The 16,343-nt window shown below is 69.5% G+C and carries 17 protein-coding genes; 11 read left to right on the top strand and 6 right to left on the bottom strand.

From position 1 onward, the window contains the following. Positions 1-84 precede the first annotated feature (84 nt). Complete coding sequence (locus AJAP_RS03310; protein WP_228694852.1) at positions 85-3,072, top strand: AfsR/SARP family transcriptional regulator; 2,988 nt, start codon at positions 85-87, stop codon at positions 3,070-3,072. Here AJAP_RS03310 and AJAP_RS03305 read toward each other — a convergent pair. Further along, on the bottom strand, positions 3,069-3,482 hold the full coding sequence (locus tag AJAP_RS03305) for a hypothetical protein (RefSeq protein ID WP_038508077.1): 414 nt from the start codon (positions 3,480-3,482) through the stop codon (positions 3,069-3,071). The two genes, AJAP_RS03310 and AJAP_RS03305, sit on opposite strands and share 4 nt — an antisense overlap. A gap of 128 nt (positions 3,483-3,610) precedes the next feature. Here AJAP_RS03305 and AJAP_RS03300 point away from each other — a divergent pair, with 128 nt between their 5' ends. From AJAP_RS03300 to AJAP_RS03290, 3 genes are all read left to right on the top strand, one after another. Next, positions 3,611-4,384, top strand: coding sequence for a DUF4394 domain-containing protein (locus AJAP_RS03300; protein ID WP_228694851.1), 774 nt, complete (start codon positions 3,611-3,613; stop codon positions 4,382-4,384). Positions 4,385-4,704: 320 nt separating this feature from the next. Next, positions 4,705-5,865 (top strand): HNH endonuclease signature motif containing protein, encoded by a 1,161-nt coding sequence (locus AJAP_RS03295; protein ID WP_167551735.1) that lies wholly within the window; start codon positions 4,705-4,707, stop codon positions 5,863-5,865. A gap of 372 nt (positions 5,866-6,237) precedes the next feature. Then, positions 6,238-6,945 (top strand): hypothetical protein, encoded by a 708-nt coding sequence (locus AJAP_RS03290; protein ID WP_038508074.1) that lies wholly within the window; start codon positions 6,238-6,240, stop codon positions 6,943-6,945. A 2-nt stretch (positions 6,946-6,947) separates the two neighbouring features. Here the strand turns inward: AJAP_RS03290 and AJAP_RS44010 are convergent, their stop codons facing one another. Together AJAP_RS44010 and AJAP_RS03285 are read right to left on the bottom strand one after the other, a co-directional pair. Continuing rightward, the gene (locus AJAP_RS44010) at positions 6,948-7,103 is read right to left on the bottom strand and encodes a hypothetical protein (protein ID WP_158073286.1); all 156 of its coding nucleotides are present in this window, start codon (positions 7,101-7,103) and stop codon (positions 6,948-6,950) included. 51 nt (positions 7,104-7,154) lie between these two features. Continuing rightward, positions 7,155-7,649 carry a DoxX family protein gene (locus AJAP_RS03285; protein WP_038508073.1) on the bottom strand — a complete coding sequence of 165 codons (495 nt, stop codon included), beginning with the start codon at positions 7,647-7,649 and terminating at the stop codon, positions 7,155-7,157. Between the two features lie 80 nt (positions 7,650-7,729). On the opposite strand from AJAP_RS03285, the gene AJAP_RS03280 reads away from it, so the two are divergent. Then, entirely contained in the window at positions 7,730-8,266 is a 537-nt protein-coding gene (locus AJAP_RS03280) for a TetR/AcrR family transcriptional regulator (protein WP_038508071.1), read from the top strand. Here the strand turns inward: AJAP_RS03280 and AJAP_RS03275 are convergent, their stop codons facing one another. After that, positions 8,267-9,034, bottom strand: a complete 768-nt coding sequence (locus tag AJAP_RS03275) for an SDR family oxidoreductase (RefSeq protein ID WP_038508070.1) — start codon at positions 9,032-9,034, stop codon at positions 8,267-8,269. A 167-nt stretch (positions 9,035-9,201) separates the two neighbouring features. Here AJAP_RS03275 and AJAP_RS03270 point away from each other — a divergent pair, with 167 nt between their 5' ends. The 3 genes from AJAP_RS03270 to AJAP_RS03260 all read left to right on the top strand — a co-directional run bounded on the left by AJAP_RS03270 (position 9,202) and on the right by AJAP_RS03260 (position 12,368). Further along, positions 9,202-10,719, top strand: a complete 1,518-nt coding sequence (locus AJAP_RS03270) for a trypsin-like serine protease (protein ID WP_038522297.1) — start codon at positions 9,202-9,204, stop codon at positions 10,717-10,719. A gap of 75 nt (positions 10,720-10,794) precedes the next feature. After that, positions 10,795-11,160 carry a YciI family protein gene (locus AJAP_RS03265; RefSeq protein ID WP_038508068.1) on the top strand — a complete coding sequence of 122 codons (366 nt, stop codon included), beginning with the start codon at positions 10,795-10,797 and terminating at the stop codon, positions 11,158-11,160. Continuing rightward, the gene (locus tag AJAP_RS03260; RefSeq protein ID WP_038508067.1) at positions 11,157-12,368 is read left to right on the top strand and encodes an RNA polymerase sigma factor; all 1,212 of its coding nucleotides are present in this window, start codon (positions 11,157-11,159) and stop codon (positions 12,366-12,368) included. Before AJAP_RS03265 ends, AJAP_RS03260 begins: the two co-directional genes overlap by 4 nt. On the opposite strand, the gene soxR is transcribed toward AJAP_RS03260, so the two are convergent. Then, entirely contained in the window at positions 12,358-12,804 is a 447-nt protein-coding gene (soxR, locus tag AJAP_RS03255; RefSeq protein WP_038508065.1) for a redox-sensitive transcriptional activator SoxR, read from the bottom strand. The two genes, AJAP_RS03260 and soxR, sit on opposite strands and share 11 nt — an antisense overlap. 52 nt (positions 12,805-12,856) lie before the next feature. Between soxR and AJAP_RS03250 the strand changes: the two genes are divergently transcribed. The 3 genes from AJAP_RS03250 to AJAP_RS03240 all read left to right on the top strand — a co-directional run bounded on the left by AJAP_RS03250 (position 12,857) and on the right by AJAP_RS03240 (position 15,469). Beyond that, complete coding sequence (locus AJAP_RS03250; RefSeq protein WP_228694850.1) at positions 12,857-13,465, top strand: antibiotic biosynthesis monooxygenase; 609 nt, start codon at positions 12,857-12,859, stop codon at positions 13,463-13,465. Further along, positions 13,462-14,286 carry an NAD(P)H-binding protein gene (locus AJAP_RS03245; RefSeq protein WP_038508062.1) on the top strand — a complete coding sequence of 275 codons (825 nt, stop codon included), beginning with the start codon at positions 13,462-13,464 and terminating at the stop codon, positions 14,284-14,286. The genes AJAP_RS03250 and AJAP_RS03245 overlap by 4 nt, the downstream gene beginning before the upstream one ends. 118 nt (positions 14,287-14,404) lie before the next feature. Then, on the top strand, positions 14,405-15,469 hold the full coding sequence (locus AJAP_RS03240; RefSeq protein WP_038508059.1) for a methyltransferase: 1,065 nt from the start codon (positions 14,405-14,407) through the stop codon (positions 15,467-15,469). Here the strand turns inward: AJAP_RS03240 and AJAP_RS03235 are convergent. After that, positions 15,438-16,322, bottom strand: a complete 885-nt coding sequence (locus tag AJAP_RS03235; protein ID WP_038508057.1) for a LysR family transcriptional regulator — start codon at positions 16,320-16,322, stop codon at positions 15,438-15,440. The genes AJAP_RS03240 and AJAP_RS03235 overlap by 32 nt on opposite strands. Positions 16,323-16,343: the final 21 nt, after the last annotated feature.

Raw genomic sequence — 16,343 nt, 5'->3', positions numbered from 1 at the left:
GAGCGGCCCCAAAGCCGGGCGCAGCGGGGCCCTTTCCGTCGTTTTTCCTTGTGCGGCGCGGAAGGGCTCGCTACGTTCCTGCCGGTGGCTGTGCGGATCCAGGTGCTGGGCTCGCTGCGCGTGTGGCTGGCCGGGGCGGAGGTCGACCTGGGACCACCGGGCCGCCGCGCCGTCCTGGGATTGCTCGTGCTCGCCGGCGGCGAGGCGATGTCCAAGCAGGAACTGGTGGACGCGCTGTGGGGTGACCGGCCGCCGCGCAGCGCGGTGAACGTCCTCCAGACACACGTCAAACATCTGCGGCGGCTGCTGGAACCCGGCCGCCCGTCGCGATCCGGGAGCGACATCCTGCCGCATGTCGGCGGCGGTTACGCGGTGCGCTGGGACGCCGTCGAAATCGACCTGCCCCACGTCCGCGGGCTCGTCGCCGAAGCGAACGACGCCCAGCGCGACGGCGAGACCGGCCGTGCCGCGTCTCTGTTCGGCGAGGCCGTGCGCCGGTGGCATGGCAGGCCGCTGGCCGATGTCCCTTTGCTCGCAACGCATCCGAAGGTCCTGGCCCTGCTCGCGGAACGCCGTGCGCTGCTCGCCCGCTACGGCGACGCGATGCTCGCGATCGGCGCCGCCGACGAAGTGCTGACCGAACTGGTCGAAGCCGCCGCGGATCAGCCGCTGGACGAACCCGCGCAGGCGCGGTTGCTCCGCGCGTACCACCGCGCGGGCCAGCGGGCGACGGCTTTCCGGCTCTACCAGGACGTTCGTGAGCGGCTGCTCGAAGAACTGGGCGTCGAACCCGGGCCGGAACTCGTCGCGGCGCACACCGCGCTGCTCGAAGACGGCGAACCGCTCCCGAGCCCGCGTCCCGCCACCCGGGTCCCCCGGCAGTTGCCTGCCGAACCACCCGGCTTCACCGGCCGGGCGACCGAACTATCCATTTTGGACGAATTGGCGCCGCGTCCCGGCGGCTCCGGTGGCGCGGTGGCGCTCGCGGCCGTCACGGGAACGGCGGGCGCCGGGAAGACCGCGCTGGCCGTGCACTGGGCGCATCGGGTGAAGGACCGGTTCCCGGACGGGCAGTTCTACGCGAACCTGCGCGGCCATTCCGGCGGCGCCCCCGCGACCGCACTCGAAGTGCTCACCCGGTTCCTGGCCGCGCTGGAGATCCCCGCCGAACGGCTTCCCGCGGACACGGAGACCGCGTCCGCGCTGTACCGGACGCTGATGACCGACCGGAAGGCGTTGGTGGTGCTGGACAACGCCGTCGACGTCGAGCAGGTCCGGCCGCTGCTGCCCGCCGGCCCCGGCTGTCTGGTGCTGGTCACCGCCCGGGACCGGATGGCCGGGCTGGTCGCCTTCCACGGTGCCCGGCGGATCACCTTGGGCGTACTCGATCCCGGTGAAGCGCTGGAACTGCTCGCGCGGCTGCTCGGCGCCGAGCGGGTCCGGGCCGAACACGAAGCGGCCGTCGAGGTGACTGGGCTGTGCGCGTATCTCCCGCTGGCGCTGAGGATCGCCGCGGCCAATCTCGCCGACGATCCCGGGAACGGCATCGAGGACTACGCCATCGAGCTGCGCAAGGGCAATCCGCTCGCCGCCCTCGCCGTGCCCGGCGACGAGCAGATCGCCGTCCGGACCGCGTTCGACCTTTCGTACGCGGCCTTGCCCGCGGAAACGCGCCGTCTGTTCCGGCTGCTGAGCCTGGTGCCGGGCAACGACATCGGCGTCGAAGCGGTCGAGATCCTCACCGGTTCGGACCAGGCGGGGCGGATGCTGGACATGCTCGCGGGTGCGCATCTCGTCGAGCAGCACGCGCCGGATCGCTATCACTTCCATGACCTGCTCCGCCGTTATGCCGCCGATCGCCTGCAGGAATCCCCGGCGGAGATCGGATCCGCCCGGCGACGCCTGCACGAGTGGTACCTGCGTGGCGTCGACGCCGCGGCGAAACTGTTGTACCCGCACATGTTCCGGATCCCGCTGGCCGTGCCCGACGGCCCGGTTCCCGCCGCACCGGCGGAGTGGCTGGAAACCGAGCTGGGAAGTCTTGCCGCCGTCGCCGGAGACGCGGCGCGGACCGGACCGCTTTCGGTCGCCTGGCTGCTGTCCGACGCCCTGCGCGGCTACTTCTGGATGTCGTCGCGCCAGGTGGAATGGCGGGCGACCGCCGAGGCTGCGTCGTCCGCCGCCGAGGAGGACGGCGATCTCCGCGCCCGCGCGTCCGCCCGGTTCAGCCTGGCGGACCTGGGTTTCCGCCAGGGGCGCTATCGAAAGGCCGTCCGGGACTACACCGGCGCGCTCGTGCTCGCCCGGCGGGCGGGCTGGGTGGAGGCGCAGGCCGCGGTGCTGGGCAATCTCGGTTGCGTGTACTGGCAATCCGGACGGCTCCCGGCGGCCGCGGCACGGTTTTCCCGAGGGTTGGAGCTGAGCAGACGCGCCGGAACTCCCGCCGGGGAGGCCGTCGCGCTGGGCAATCTGGGGCTGGTGCAGTGGGAGATGGGTGATCTGGCCGGGGCCGCGGGGCATTACGTCCAGGCGCTGCGCCGGTATCGCGGCATCGGCTCGCGCTACGGGGAGGCGATCAACCTGGCCAACCTCGGGCAGACGCAGCACGCCCGAGGCCGGGTCACGGAGGCCGCCGGACTGCTCGCCAAGGGTCTCGCGCTGCATCGCGATGCTGGGAATCGCGCCGGGGAGGCGGAAACTCTCGGCAGGCTCGCCTCGGTGTACTGCGATCTCGGCCGTCGCTCGGACGCGCTCGACCACGCGCGCGAAGGACTCCGGCTAGCGCGAGAGACCGGCGAACCACGCGGTGAGGGCGAGGCGCTCGTCGCACTCGCGCGCGTGCACCAGCGCTCGGGGCACCGGCAGGAAGCCGTCCGCCGGTACCGGCAGGCTTTGGTGCTGTTACGGGAAACCGGCGACCGGTATCCGGAGGTCGACGCGCTCATCGGGCTCGCCGGCGTCACCGGCGACCTCGGGCAGGCCCGTCAGGCGCTCGCCCTCGCCGACCAGGCGGGCTATCACGCGTTGCGAAGACAGGCGTCGGCCGCGGTGGAATCGATCCGCCGGGCCTAGACCGCGATGTCGCCGCTGGTGTCGTACGCGCCCGCCGGGTGGAAGGTCACGACGACCCACGGGTTGACGCCGTGTTCCTTGCCCGAGGCGTCCAGGCAGGAGAACTCGCTCATGTCGAAGACGCTCCACGTCTTGTCCGGGAGTTGTTTGATCGACTCCTCGACGCGGCCGACCCAGCGGCAGGCCGGGCTGTGCACTCGCGCCGCCACCGAGGGTTCCGCCCAAACGATGCTCCCGCCCTCCGCGCACCACGAAAGGTCGAACGTGTAAGTCCACCTCCCCGGATCTTCCAGCACGACCGGCTTGATGACCTTGGCACCGGAGGCGCATTCCCGGGCCGCTTCCGCCTCACCGGGCACGGCGAACGTGAGACCGGCGCAGAGGATCGCCGAGCAGACAAGGACGTTCATCGCTCCCACTGTTCCGCCGGACTCGCTCGTCCGCAAGCCGCCGGATGCCGGGTCCAATCGACGTCCAATGGCCGTCCAGTGCCGCCGAATAGCTTGTGCTCGCACAGTTTCCGCTGAGGGGAGTACGGATGAGGGCACGACTCACGAAGGTCTTGACCGTGGTGGCGCTCGCGACGACGCTTGTCGTCGGGACCGCGAACTCGGCGCAGGCCGCCGGGCCGCGGGCGTTCGCGATCTCGTCGGACGGCAAGCTGATGGCCACCTTCTACACCGACACACCCCAGGTCCTCGACTGGGTCCGGCTCGTTCAGGGCCTCACCTGCGGGGAAACGCGCCTGATCGGGCTCGACTTCCGCGTCCAGAACGGTTTGCTGTACGGCGTGGGTGAGAAAGGCTGTATCTACACGATCAAATTCCCGCCCGCGGCACCCGACGTCATCGTCACGAAGGTCTCGCAACTGAGCGTTCCGTTGTACGGCAAGGACTTCGGCGTAGACTTCAATCCGGCCGCCGACCGGCTCCGGGTGATCAGCGACTACGGCCAGAACCTGCGGCACAATCTCGGCGACCACGTCACGATCGAAGACACCATCCTGACCACTCCGCCGGCGGGCGGGCCGACCAGGGGTGTCACGGCGGCCGCCTACACGAACAACGATCTCAACCCCGACACCGCGACCACGTTGTTCGACATCGGCACGGCCACCGACCAGGTACTCGTCCAAGCGCCCGCCAACAACGGATTCCTCAGCCCGACCGGCGCGCTCGGCGTCGACACCGGCCCGATCGCGGGCTTCGACATCTACAGCGATCTGACCAACGGCAAGACGACGTCGGTGAGCGGTTTCGCCGTGCTCAACCCTGCCGCCGGTCCGTCGGCTTTTACAGTGTCAATCTGCTGACCGGTGCGGCGGCAAAGATCGGCGACTTCCCGCTGCCGATCGGGGATGTCGCGGTGGCGCTCGACGGTAGCTGAGTGGGGAACGCCGCTGTCCGGTGTCCGGTCTTCTTGCTGGGCACCGGATGGTGGTGTTTCCGGGAATCGGCGACATCGACAGTTTATCGTTGCCAAAAATCGGCAATGCCTCTGTCGATCGCGAGGCCGGGAATTGTCGGTGGTGGGTCGTATGTTCGTGGGGTGGATACTCATTCCGCGCCTGTAGCGCTCTTGGAAAGCCTCACCGATCCCGAGGTGCTGGCCGCGGTGAACGATGCCGCGAATATGTTGGACGACAAGGATTCCGTGGCGTTGGCGCAAGCCGCGTCGGCCGGGATCGCACGCCTGGAAGCGGTCCGGTTCCGGGCGCTCGCGCAGCTGAACCGGCATCGTGACGGCGCACGGAGTGTGGCGCAGGAGGTCGCGTTCGCATTGTCTGTCACGGACAATCATGCGGGCGCCATGGTCGCCGCCGCGGACGCGCTGACCACCCGCCTTCCCCGCACGTTGAATCTGATGGACGAGGGGAAACTCGCCGGGTTCAGCGCAATGAAGGTCGCTACGGCCACCGCCTGGCTCTCCGACGAAGATGCCCGTGCGGTCGACGCCGTGCTGGAAGACAGGATCGGGGACAAGAACCCGGATCAGGTCCGGAAGGCGGCCAACCATGCGGCGAACACGATCGATCCCGAGGGCGCCGGTAAACGGGCCGAGCGGCATCGTGAAGGTCGTCGTCTCACGTTGCGGCAGGGTGAGACCGGGGTCGCCTCCATCGAGGTCGAGGATGGGCCGGTCGAGAAGGTCGCCGCTGCTTATCAGCGGATCGACCGCGAAGCGCGAGCCCTCAGAACCGGTGGTGAAACCCGCACTCTCGACCAGCTCCGCGCCGATGTCGCGCTCGATCTTTTGCTCGGCGGCCAAGGCGGCACGAGCGAACGCAGCGAAGTGTTCCTCTATATGGATTTGTTCACCTATCTCGGCCTGAATGACGATCCGGCGGAACTGGCCGGGCATGGCACGATCCCCGCCTCGCTGGCCAGGCATATCGCCGCCGGTCAGAACACTGTGTTACGGCGGATCATCACCGACCCGCTCTCCGGGCAGGTGCTTGACCTCGGCCGCGACCGCTACCGGCCGACAGCTGGTCTGGCCGAGTTCGTGCGAGTGCGGGACCGCGAGTGCCGAAGACCCGGCTGTCACCGACCCGCTCAAGCCTGCGACATCGACCATTCGGTGCCGTGGCAGCACGGCGGGCACACCACCGACACCGACCTCATCGACCTCTGCCGCCGCGATCACCGGTTGAAAGACGAACCCGGCTGGACCTACCACCTCTCCACTGACGGCACCCTCACCATCACCACACCCACCGGGCAGCGCTACGACAGCACACCACCGCCCCTTCACGGACCCCGCCCAGCAGCCGACGAGCCACCACCGTTCTGAGCCGTCGCCGGAAAACGGCAACGGGGGTTGGGGGCTTCAGCGTTCCGGGGGATTGCCGGAAAACGGCGACAGGTGGGCTGGATCCAGCCGCAAACCGCCACTGGCGAGTCTCGCTGTTCCGACCTGTCACCAGAAAGCGCGACGGTCGGACAGCTGGGCCGGACCCGAAAGCTGCGCTGACAGGCCTCTCTGTTCGGGTGCTGCCGGAGAACGGCGACGAGCGAGGACTTCAGCCGCCGACATCCTGCACTTCGCCGAAAAGCGGCAACGGGCAGGCCACAGCAACCACTCAAGAACTCCACCCACGGTCTGACCCGCGAAATCGGCCCCTGACCCGATCCGCCCACCCACCGCCGACGGCACGCTCACAGCATGGAAACCGACCACGTCTTCCCCGGCCGCCGCATCGCTGCGGTCTCGATGATCCTCGCTCCGCTTCTGCTGCTCACCGGAACGCTACTGCGGTCACGCTTCAACTTCTTCTTCCCCGACCAGCTGAAAGCGATGGACGAGCATCCCGCGCTGATGACCGCCGCGTACACGTGTTTCCTGGCGGGCAATGTCCTGCTGTTGCCCGCGGTGGTCGCGCTCGCCACGAAGATCGGCCGTACCAGACCCGCGCTGGCCCTCTGGGGCGGCCTGTTCGTCCTTTTCGGACTCTTCGAGCGGACCTTCCACGCCGGGATCGACCAAGCCGCCCTCAGCCTTGCCGAACGGCGTGGAGCCGGGTTCGCCGCGAGTGTGGTCAGCGAGTCGTACCAGGATCTGCATCTGTTCAGTTTTCTGTCGTTCACGATCATGTTCGGCTGGTACATCCTCGCGTTCGCCGCCTATCGGGCGAAAGTGCTCGGTATCGCCGCGTCGATCGGGATGGCGACGATGGGGCTTCTGCCGCTCGGTGTTCTGAAAGGCACCGAAATCGTGTCGATCATCGGCACCGCCGGGCTTTGTCTCGCGCTGGTTCCGGCCGGTGTCCGCGCATTACTGGAAAGTCCCAAACCGAGCCGGCGCACGATGTTGCTCGCGGCGATCGCCGTTCCGATTCTGGGCGGCCTCGCCTTCGCCAGCGCGCTGGGCTGAGCTCAGGCCAGTCGCGCGGGCGCTTTCCTGTCACCGGATTCGTGTTCGCGCCCCGCCGGGAGACAGCTCATCAGCAGTACGACACCGACAGCACCGAGAAGCATGTGCCCGGCGAGGATGCACAGCCCACAGAATCCGATCCACAATGAGATCTTCATTCTCAGAGGGTAGGGCGGTTCTCCGAGAAGGGCGCCGAACTTGGGAAAGACTTAAGGTCTCCTTTGGGAAAAGGGTCTGTCCGGCGTACGTGCGTAATGCACCACCAGCGAAACCGTCGCGGCCAGGAAGACCACCTGCATCAGGCTCCGCGGCACCAGTTCGTCCATCGTCGAGGCCACCGGACCGTGCAGCGCCTTGTACACGTTCGCCGGGAACATCCCCAGCAACAACAGCGTCAGCCCGGCGGACGCCCACGGCGCGGTGCGCGACCACAGCACGCCCGCGGCGCCCGCGAGTTCGAGGACGCCCGTGATGGTGACCAGCAACTCCGGCGCGGGCAGCGCCGGCGGCACCATCGCGACGAGTTCCTCGCGCATACCGATGAAATGCGCGAGACCGGTGGTGACGAACAGCGCCGCGACACCGCCGCGCACGGCCACCGGCCAGGGTTTGAGCCACTGGACGCCGAAGACGCCCAGCAGGGACAACGTCGCCGTGACGGCGATCAGCATCAATACGGGTACGAGACCGGGATCCATGACCATGCCTCCCAAGCAGCAGCGAATCTTTCCACTGACAAGATGCGCTGTTGCAGCCCATCTTGTCAATGACTAGATTCATCGTCATGAGTCCCTACCACCACGGCGACCTCCGCCGGGCCGTGCTCGACGCCGCCGTCGCGGCCATCACCGAACACGGCCCGGCGGGGATCAGCCTCCGCGACCTCGCCCGGCGCGCGGGGGTCTCGCACGCCGGGCCGGTGCACCATTTCGGCGACAAGGCCGGGGTGCTCACCGCGCTGGCCGCCGAGGGGTTCGACCTGCTCGCGGACGCGCTCGCGGCCGAGGGCGACCGAGGCTTCGTCGAGGTCGGAGTGGCGTACGTGCGCTTCGCGATCGAGCATCGCGCGCATTTCGAGGTGATGTTCCGCCCCGAGCTCCATCGTGAGGACGACGAGGCGCTGACCACCGCCCGTGACCGCGCGGGGGCCCTGCTGACCAGTGGCGCGTCGTCGGTCAGCGACGACGCGATGGCGGGGGTCGCCGCGTGGTCGTTGATGCACGGGTTCGCGAATCTGTGGCTCACCGGCGCGTTGCGCGCCGAGCTCCAGGAGGATCCGGACACCGCCGCCCGCGCGATCGCCCGGATCCTGTTCCCGTGATCAAACCTGCGCGGTGGGCATCACGGTGATCTGCTGGAGGTTCACCCGTGCCGGGAGCGAGGTCAGGAACGCCACGGTCTCGGCGATGTCCGCCGGCTTCAGCCAGGTCAGCGTCTCGCGCACGCCGTCCAGCCACTCCAGCGCACCGGCGTCGGTGACGTGCCCCTGCAGTTCGGTCTCGACCAGGCCCGGCTCGATCGCCGCGACCCGCACGCCCTTCGGACCGAGGTCGGCGCGAAGGTTCTTCGACAGGTGCGTCACGTAGGCCTTCGAAGCGACGTACACGGCGAAGGATGGGAAGACGGCCTGCGCGCCGATGGATGAGGTGTTCACCAGGTCCGCGACGCCCTTCTCGGCCGCCGAAGCGACCAGTTGCGGGACGAAGGCGCCGATGGCGTTCATCAGACCCGTCATGTTGACGTCGATCATGCGCTGCCAGTCGCCGGTGGCGAGTTCGTCGATCGGCGCGGCCAGCATCACGCCGGCGTTGTTGAACAGCAGGTCCGCGCGGCCCAGTTTCGCTTCGACCTCGGCCGCGGCGGCCCGCATCGCGTCGGCGTCGGCGACGTCGGCCGCGAGCACGAGCGCGGTGCCGCCGTCCCGCTCGATCTCCTTGGCGAGGGTTTCCAGCCGGTCGGCCCGGCGGGCGACGAGCGCGACAGCCGCACCGGAGGCGGCCAGCCGCCGAGCGGCCGCTTCGCCGATCCCGCTGGACGCTCCGGTGACGACGGCGACCCTGTTCGCGTGCGGTGCCGGGGAGTTCGTCATCTCTGTTTCTCCTAAGTGGACTCGGGGTGACAAGTCCAGGAAACCGGGCCGCGCACGGAGATGGCACGGTCTGTTCAGCCTGGGTCCGGCAGTACCAGTCAGACCGCGCACGGAACTGTTACGTGCTCATCGAGTTCCGCGGACACGGACCGGCCAGCGTGATCCGCATGCGAATCCGATCCCTCGCGCTCGCGCTGACCCTGATGACGGCGACCGCCGCCCCCGCGGCGGCCGTCATCGGCGGCACCGAGTCCGCCACGCCCTACGACTTCATGGTCTCGCTTCAGTACGACTCTCCCCGCCCGGACGGCCATCGGTGCGGGGCAGTGCTGATCGCGCCCCAGTGGGCGGTCACCGCCGGCCATTGCGCCAACACCCCGAACGGCGCGACGGCAGGCGTCCCCCGCGGCTGGAAGGTCCGCGTCGGCTCGCTGGACACCACCGCCGGGGGCGAGGTCACCGACATCGACAAGTTCTACCGGCGCCACCTCTCCTACAACCCGCCCGGCGAGGACATCGCGCTGCTGCACCTGCGCGAACCCGTACGAGCCAAGCCCATCCGGCTCGCCGGGAGCTCCCCTGCCGTCGGAACCCCCGTCCGCATCCTCGGCTGGGGCGCGGCTTCGACCGGCTGCGACGACTTCGCCGACCCGAAGTGCTTCCCGGGCAAGCTGCGTGAAGCGGACACCGAGGTCGTGCCGCTCGACCGTTGCTGGGACGACGACGGGAGCACCCTGCCGCTGTGCGTCGGCCGCACCGATCCGCCGGTCGGGCCGGGAACGACGGATTCGGGAGGGCCCGCCCTGATCCGTTCGGGCGATGGCTGGGCGCTGGCGGGAACGGTCATCGGACCGGGTATCCGGGGCGCCGACTTCCCCGACATGTACACCGACGTCGCGAAGAACTCGGCCTGGATCGACGGCATCGTGACCGGAACCGACGTCCCGCCGGACGCCCCCGGCCCGAACGTGGAGGGCACGGCCGCGGTGGGCGAATGCAACGGCGCCGTGGTTCGTGCCCCCGTCTCGCGTCCCGAAGACCCGGCGCTGGTGCTGACCAACGGCCATTGCGTACCGAGCGGGCGGCCCGCACCGGGGAAGGCACTGATCGACCGGCCCGCCGACCTGCCCCGCCCGGTCACCATCGCCGGCCGGGACGGTTATCCGAAGGCCAGTGCCCGCGCCACCCGTCTGGTCTACGCGACGATGACCGGCACCGACGTCGCGCTGTACCGGCTCGACAAGACCTACGCGCAACTGGCCAGGGAGGGCGCGAAGGTCTTCCGGCTGACCACCAGCCCGATGCGCGCCGGCGACCGGCTGCTCATGTCCTACGCCAGCGGCCGCCCGAAGTGCGCGATCGAGGCGGTGGCGCCGCACCTGCGTGAGGCGGGGTACCAGCAGGACGCCGCGGTCCGCTACGCCGCGAGCGACACCTGCGTGAGCAGGCCCGGCCTCTCCGGCTCGGCGCTTCTGTCTCCCGACGGGAACACGGTCATGGGCGTCAACAACACCCACAACCGGGACGGCGAGAGCTGCACCGAGGGCAACCCGTGCGAGGTCGGCCGGGACGGGACCGTGACCGCGGTGAAGGGCCGCGGCTACGGCCAGCAGGTGCACCGGATCGCGGCCTGTCTGACCAAGGGATCCCGGTTCGACCTGCGACGATGTGGCGGGAAGAAATAATTCCCGTCGGCTGTCGAATCGGCGGGACGCCCTTCGTATAGGGAGTGAAAGACCCACTCGGACGAGGAGGACGCCATGACCCAGTACCTGATCAGCCTGTATCAGCCCGACGGCCCCATCCCGCCGCCGGAATTCCTCGAACCGATCGCCCGCAAGATCCAGGCGCTGAACGAGGAGATGCAGGCCGCCGGCGTCTGGGTCTTCGCCGGTGGGCTGCACCCGCCGACCACGGCCACCGTGCTGCGGGCCAAGGAGAACGGCGAGATCGCGATGACGGACGGCCCGTACGTCGAGGGCAAGGAGCATCTCGGCGGTTTCACCATCGTCGAGGCACCGGATCTGGACGCCGCGCTCGACTGGGGCCGCCGCGTCACCGAGATCACCCACCTCCCGGTCGAAGTCCGGCCGTTCCAGGGCGACGAAGGTCCTACGTGCGTATGACCACCGAAGACGTCGGTCGCGTCTTCGCACAGGAGTACGGCCGCGCGGTCTCCGTGCTGGTCCGCGTCTTCGGCAGCATCGACATCGCCGAAGACGCGGTCCAGGACGCCTTCGCCGAGGCGGTGGACCGGTGGCCGTCGAGCGGTCCACCGCCGAGCCCGGCGGGCTGGATCATCACGACCGCCCGCAACAAGGCCATCGACCGCCTGCGCCGGGAAGCCGCGCGCGACGACAAACACGCCCAGGCCGCGCTGCTCAACGCGGACAGTGAACCAGTGGAGGAGGGTCCCGTGCGTGACGACCGTCTACGGCTGATCTTCACCTGCTGTCACCCCGCGCTGGCCGTCCCCGCGCAGGTCGCGCTGACGCTGAAACTGCTGGGTGGCTTGACCACCGCCGAAATCGCGCACGCGTTCTTCGTCCCCGAAACGACGATGGCCCAGCGGCTGGTCCGGGCGAAGGGCAAGATCCGCGACGCGAAGATCCCGTATCGCGTACCCGGCGACGCCGATCTGCCGGACCGGCTGCGTTCGGTGCTCGCCGTGATCTACCTCGTGTTCAACGAGGGCTACGCGGCCAGCTCGGGTGAGCGGCTGGTGCGCGAGGACCTGTGCGCCGAAGCGATCCAGCTCGGCAGGCTGCTGGCGGGCCTCATGCCCGACGAACCGGAGGCCACCGGGCTGCTGGCACTGATGCTGCTCACCGAATCGCGCCGCGCCGCCCGCACCGGCGAGGACGGCGACGTCGTGCTGCTGGCGGAGCAGGACCGATCACAGTGGGACCAGGCGCTCATCGCCGAAGGGCAGACGCTGGTCCGCGCCTGCCTGCGCCGGAACCAGCCGGGGCCGTACCAGATCCAGGCGGCGATCAACGCCGTCCACAGCGACGCCGCCGACACGGCGAGCACGGACTGGTCGCAGGTCGTCGAGCTGTACGACCTGCTGCTCGCGATGAACCCGACGCCGGTCGTCGCGCTCAACCGGGCCGTCGCGGTCGCCGAACTGCGCGGCCCGTCGCTCGCGCTCGGCCTGATCGACGCCCTCGACCTCGCGGGATACCACCTGTACCACGCCATCCGCGCCGATCTGCTGCACCGCGCGGGCCGTCCGGCGGAAGCCGTCCAGGAGTACGAAGAGGCGATCCGGCAGGTGGGCAACAGCGCCGAAAAACGGCTGCTGGAACGAAAACTGGCCGTGCTCAGTCGGTGATCAGCCGCGCCGGGCCGGGCCCCTTGGCGGCGAGGAAGTCGCCGGGGTTCACCAGCACGCACTGGTCGAAGGACAGGCAGCCGCAGCCGATGCATTCGGTGAACCGGTCCCGCATGCACTCCAGCTGCTCGATGCGCTTGTTCAGCTCGGCGCTCCAGCAGGCGGATGCCCGCCGCCAGAACGCGTGATCCGGCGCGGCGCCTTCGGGCAGGAAGTCGAGTACGCCGCCGATCACCTCGAGCGGGATGCCGAGATGGTGCGACGCGCGGATGAACGCGACGAGGCGAAGCGTGCTCCGGGGGTAGCGCCGCTGGTTTCCGCTGGTCCGCCTGCTGCTGATGAGGCCCTGACGTTCGTAGAACCGCAGGGCGGAGGTGGCGACACCGCTGCGCCGCGACAGCTCCCCGATGGTGAGTTCGGCCGGGAGTTCGGACATGTCCCTGATCCTAGCTTGACTTGAACCCTTGTTTAAGTTTCATGCTGGAGGCATGACAGTACAGGGGACCTCCGAAATGACCATCCACAAAGGACATTGGCCGACACCCGATGACGCGACCGTCGCGGTGGCGCGGGAATGGCCGGACGCCGACGCGGCACGGGCGGCGTACAAGAGCCACGAAGGGCTCGTTTCCTTCACCGCGTACGAAGGCATCGGCCACGACGGCGCCTTCACTTACGAGCAGTGGACCAGCGAAGACGCCATCCAGGATCTCGACGGCGCGCCCGTGTTCCAGCTCTACCGCGGACAGCGCCGCGGGGGAACGCCCGGCTGCCTCGTGATCGTCTCGGTCGAATTCGAGGGGCCCGACGAGCGGCGGCAGCGCGACTGGATCGACCTCGTCTTCGAGGCGATGGCGTCGGAACCCGCGCTGCCGGAGGGCGGGATTTCGGGGTTCTTCCACGTGAGCACCGATGGGACCAAGGTGCTGAACTACGCCGAATGGGCGAGCGTCGAAGCCCACCTCGCCGCGCTCGCGGCCCCGGGCGCCGACGGCATCGGGACGACGGACGTGTGGAAGAAGGTGCAGACCTACCCGGGGATGTCGGGCGGGTCGGTCAAGCGGTACCGCCCGGTCTTCTCGGCGGTGGCGGCATGAAGCCGATCCTGGTCGCCGGCGCGACGGGCAACGTCGGTTCGCAGGTGGTCGCCCAGCTGCGGGAGCGGGACGTCCCGGTCCGGCCGCTGAGCCGGAATCCGCCGCCGGACGGCGTCCGCGGCGACCTGGCGAAACCGGAAACGATCGCACCGGCGCTCGACGGCGTCGACACCGTGTTCCTGATGCTCTCCGGCGCCGCCGAGGCCCTGGTGCCGACGGTGTCGTTGCTCGGGGAACGGGTGAACCGCGTGGTGTTCCTTTCTTCGGGCGCCGTCGACGATTCGCTGACGGAGCAGGACAACGCCATCGGAGCCTGGCATCGCGCCGTCGAGGAGGCGATCGAAGCCGCGGGCGTGGAGTGGACCTTCCTGCGGCCGCACGCCTTCGCGACCAACACCCTCGGCTGGGCGCCGTCGATCCGCGCGGACGGCGTCGTCCGCGGCGCGTACGGCGAGGCGTCGATGCCGCTGATCCACGAGAAGGACATCGCCGCGGTGGCCGTCGAAGCGCTGACCGGCGACGGGCACGCCGGAGCGAAGTACACGCTCACCGGAACGCGACCGCTCACGCAGGCCGAACAGGTCCGCGTCATCGGCGAGGCCGCGGGCCGCCCGGCGCGCTGGGAGGAGCTCCCGCTCGACGAGGCACGTGCCGCCCTGCTCACCAGGATGCCGGACTTCGTCGTCGACACGATGCTGACCGGATTCCGGGAGCTGGTGACGAAACCGGGCGAGGTCACCTCGACCGTCCAGGACGTCACCGGCAGGCCGGGGCTGGGCTTCGAGGTCTGGGCGGCCGATCACGCCGCGTCGTTCCGCTAAACTCGGCTTCGTGTCGACACCGGTTCATGCCGCGGTAATCCACTAACCGCCGTTCCTGAAATCACCCCACGGAGCCCGCGGGGTCTCTTCGCCGCGGGCGAAAACAGGAACGGAAACCATGAACCCCCTGTCCACAAAGGACGGTGGTCGGCGCTGGCTGACCACCGTCGGCACGAAAATGCCCAGAACCGTCGTCGCCGTCGACGATCGCGTCACCGCCGACGAGGCGTTCCGGCTCGCCGCGTCCGGCACCGGTCTCGCCTGGTACGGCGACTTCCCCGGCGCGCGGAACCTGCTCGCCGCGTTGTCCCGGCGCTGCGGTACGGCGGCCGGGAAACCCTTTCAGGAGCAGCGGAACCAGCGGTCACGCCGGGCACGGATCCTCGGCAGGCTGCTGGTCCCGCTGGACCCTGGCCACGTCCTGCCATTGCGCCGCGGGCCGGACGTCCGCGAGGCCTGCACCGAGGTCTACGGGCCGTCCGAAACCGCGTCGCTGGTGTCCTTGCGCGAGCTGCTCGGTGTCGTCGGCGCGCACGAATGGCGGGTGAAGGGCGTCGAGATCCCGGCACTCGGCGCGAGGATCCATCCGCACCATGGGGTCTTCTCCCCCGTCCGCGGCGAGTACGTCGATCTGGTGGCGAGAACTCCCTTGCCCACCAAAGAACTCGCCTTCGACATCGGCACCGGGACCGGCGTGCTCGCCGCGGTCCTCGCGCGTCGGGGAGTCGAACGCGTGGTGGCGACGGACAACGAACCCCGCGCGCTCGCCTGCGCGCGGGAGAACTTCGAGCGCCTCGGTTGCACCGGCACGGAAACCCTTGAAGCGGACGTGTTCCCGCCGGGTCGCGCACCGCTGATCGTCTGCAATCCGCCCTGGCTGCCCGCCCGCGCGCACACCCCGCTCGAACGCGCCGTCTACGACCCGGGAAGCCGGATGCTGAAGGCGTTCCTCGACCGGCTGCCGCGGCATCTCGAACCCGGCGGGGAGGCGTGGCTGATCCTCTCCGACCTCGCCGAACTTCTGGGTCTGCGCCGTCGCGAAGAACTCCTCGACGCGTTCGAGCGGTCCGGTCTCGAAGTCCTGGGCAGGGAGGACATCCGGCCGAGGCATCGACGAGCCGACGCGAAGGAGGTGACCTCGCTGTGGCGACTCACAACCCGAGCAGCGCCCGTGCCTGACTGATGAACACGCGGGCGGCGGGGCTGACCGGCCCCTCCGTCCGCCAGGCCAGCGCCAGTTTCGCGCGCAATCCGGCAGGCCGCGTGATCTTCATGGCGTGCAGTTTCGTGTAATGCGTCGCCAGCGACATCGGCACCACGGCGACCCCGAGCCCGCGCCCGACCAGTTCGGCGACGACGTTCGGATCGCCGGCTTCCAGCGTCACCCGCGGCTGCGCGCCGTCGGCGAGGAACGCCGCGTCGACGATCGCGCGCATGCCGGTGCCCTTCGGCAGGCTCACCAGCGACCGGCTTTCCAGTTCCGACAACGTGATCGTGGCCTGCCCGGTGAGCGGATCGTCCGGACCGGAGATGGCGACCATCGGCTCGTCGAGGACGACCTCCAGGCCGATCCCGGGCGGCGGTTCGCCGGAGACGCCGATCAGCGCGACGTCGAACCGGCCGTCGGCGACGCCCGCGAGCAGGATGTCGGAGGTCGCCTCGGCGAGCGTGATGTCGACGGCCGGATGACGCTCGTGGAAACGCGCGAGCAGATCCGGCAGGTTGACCGGGCCGCGCGAGGACACCATGCCCATCGCGACCTGGCCGCGGACCAGGCCGGTGAGATCGTCGACCGCCTGCCGCACCCCGGCGACGGCGGCGAGCGCGGCCCTGGCGTGCGGGAGCGCGGCGGCGCCGACCTCGGTGAGCCGCACCGCCCTGGCCGACCGGTCGAGCAGCGGCTGCCCGAGTTCGCGTTCGAGGCGGCGGATCTGGGCACTGACGCCGGGCTGCGCGACATGCAGCCGCTCGGCGGCGCGGGTGAAGTTCGCCTCCTCGGCGACCGCGACGAAGTATTCGAGCTGACGCAGTTCCATAAGTGATGATTATAGTTGCCA

Origin of the sequence: Amycolatopsis japonica, from assembly GCF_000732925.1 — a bacterium.
Classification (GTDB): domain Bacteria; phylum Actinomycetota; class Actinomycetes; order Mycobacteriales; family Pseudonocardiaceae; genus Amycolatopsis; species Amycolatopsis japonica.
The sequence above is the reverse complement of the archived record's forward strand: the minus strand, read 5'-3'. Positions and strand labels throughout refer to the sequence as shown.

Excerpts from the sequence above, each read along its gene's own strand:
- AJAP_RS03260 (WP_038508067.1), top strand. The coding sequence starts at position 11,157 with ATGACCACCGAAGACGTCGGTCGCGTCTTCGCACAGGAGTACGGCCGC.
- AJAP_RS03285 (WP_038508073.1), bottom strand. The coding sequence starts at position 7,649 with ATGGTCATGGATCCCGGTCTCGTACCCGTATTGATGCTGATCGCCGTC.
- AJAP_RS03270 (WP_038522297.1), top strand. The coding sequence starts at position 9,202 with ATGCGAATCCGATCCCTCGCGCTCGCGCTGACCCTGATGACGGCGACC.
- AJAP_RS03305 (WP_038508077.1), bottom strand. The coding sequence starts at position 3,482 with ATGAACGTCCTTGTCTGCTCGGCGATCCTCTGCGCCGGTCTCACGTTC.
- AJAP_RS03265 (WP_038508068.1), top strand. The coding sequence starts at position 10,795 with ATGACCCAGTACCTGATCAGCCTGTATCAGCCCGACGGCCCCATCCCG.
- AJAP_RS03290 (WP_038508074.1), top strand. The coding sequence starts at position 6,238 with ATGGAAACCGACCACGTCTTCCCCGGCCGCCGCATCGCTGCGGTCTCG.
- AJAP_RS03240 (WP_038508059.1), top strand. The coding sequence starts at position 14,405 with ATGAACCCCCTGTCCACAAAGGACGGTGGTCGGCGCTGGCTGACCACC.
- AJAP_RS03245 (WP_038508062.1), top strand. The coding sequence starts at position 13,462 with ATGAAGCCGATCCTGGTCGCCGGCGCGACGGGCAACGTCGGTTCGCAG.
- AJAP_RS44010 (WP_158073286.1), bottom strand. The coding sequence starts at position 7,103 with ATGAAGATCTCATTGTGGATCGGATTCTGTGGGCTGTGCATCCTCGCC.
- soxR (WP_038508065.1), bottom strand. The coding sequence starts at position 12,804 with ATGTCCGAACTCCCGGCCGAACTCACCATCGGGGAGCTGTCGCGGCGC.
- AJAP_RS03235 (WP_038508057.1), bottom strand. The coding sequence starts at position 16,322 with ATGGAACTGCGTCAGCTCGAATACTTCGTCGCGGTCGCCGAGGAGGCG.
- AJAP_RS03275 (WP_038508070.1), bottom strand. The coding sequence starts at position 9,034 with ATGACGAACTCCCCGGCACCGCACGCGAACAGGGTCGCCGTCGTCACC.
- AJAP_RS03300 (WP_228694851.1), top strand. The coding sequence starts at position 3,611 with ATGAGGGCACGACTCACGAAGGTCTTGACCGTGGTGGCGCTCGCGACG.
- AJAP_RS03250 (WP_228694850.1), top strand. The coding sequence starts at position 12,857 with ATGACAGTACAGGGGACCTCCGAAATGACCATCCACAAAGGACATTGG.
- AJAP_RS03280 (WP_038508071.1), top strand. The coding sequence starts at position 7,730 with ATGAGTCCCTACCACCACGGCGACCTCCGCCGGGCCGTGCTCGACGCC.
- AJAP_RS03295 (WP_167551735.1), top strand. The coding sequence starts at position 4,705 with ATGTTGGACGACAAGGATTCCGTGGCGTTGGCGCAAGCCGCGTCGGCC.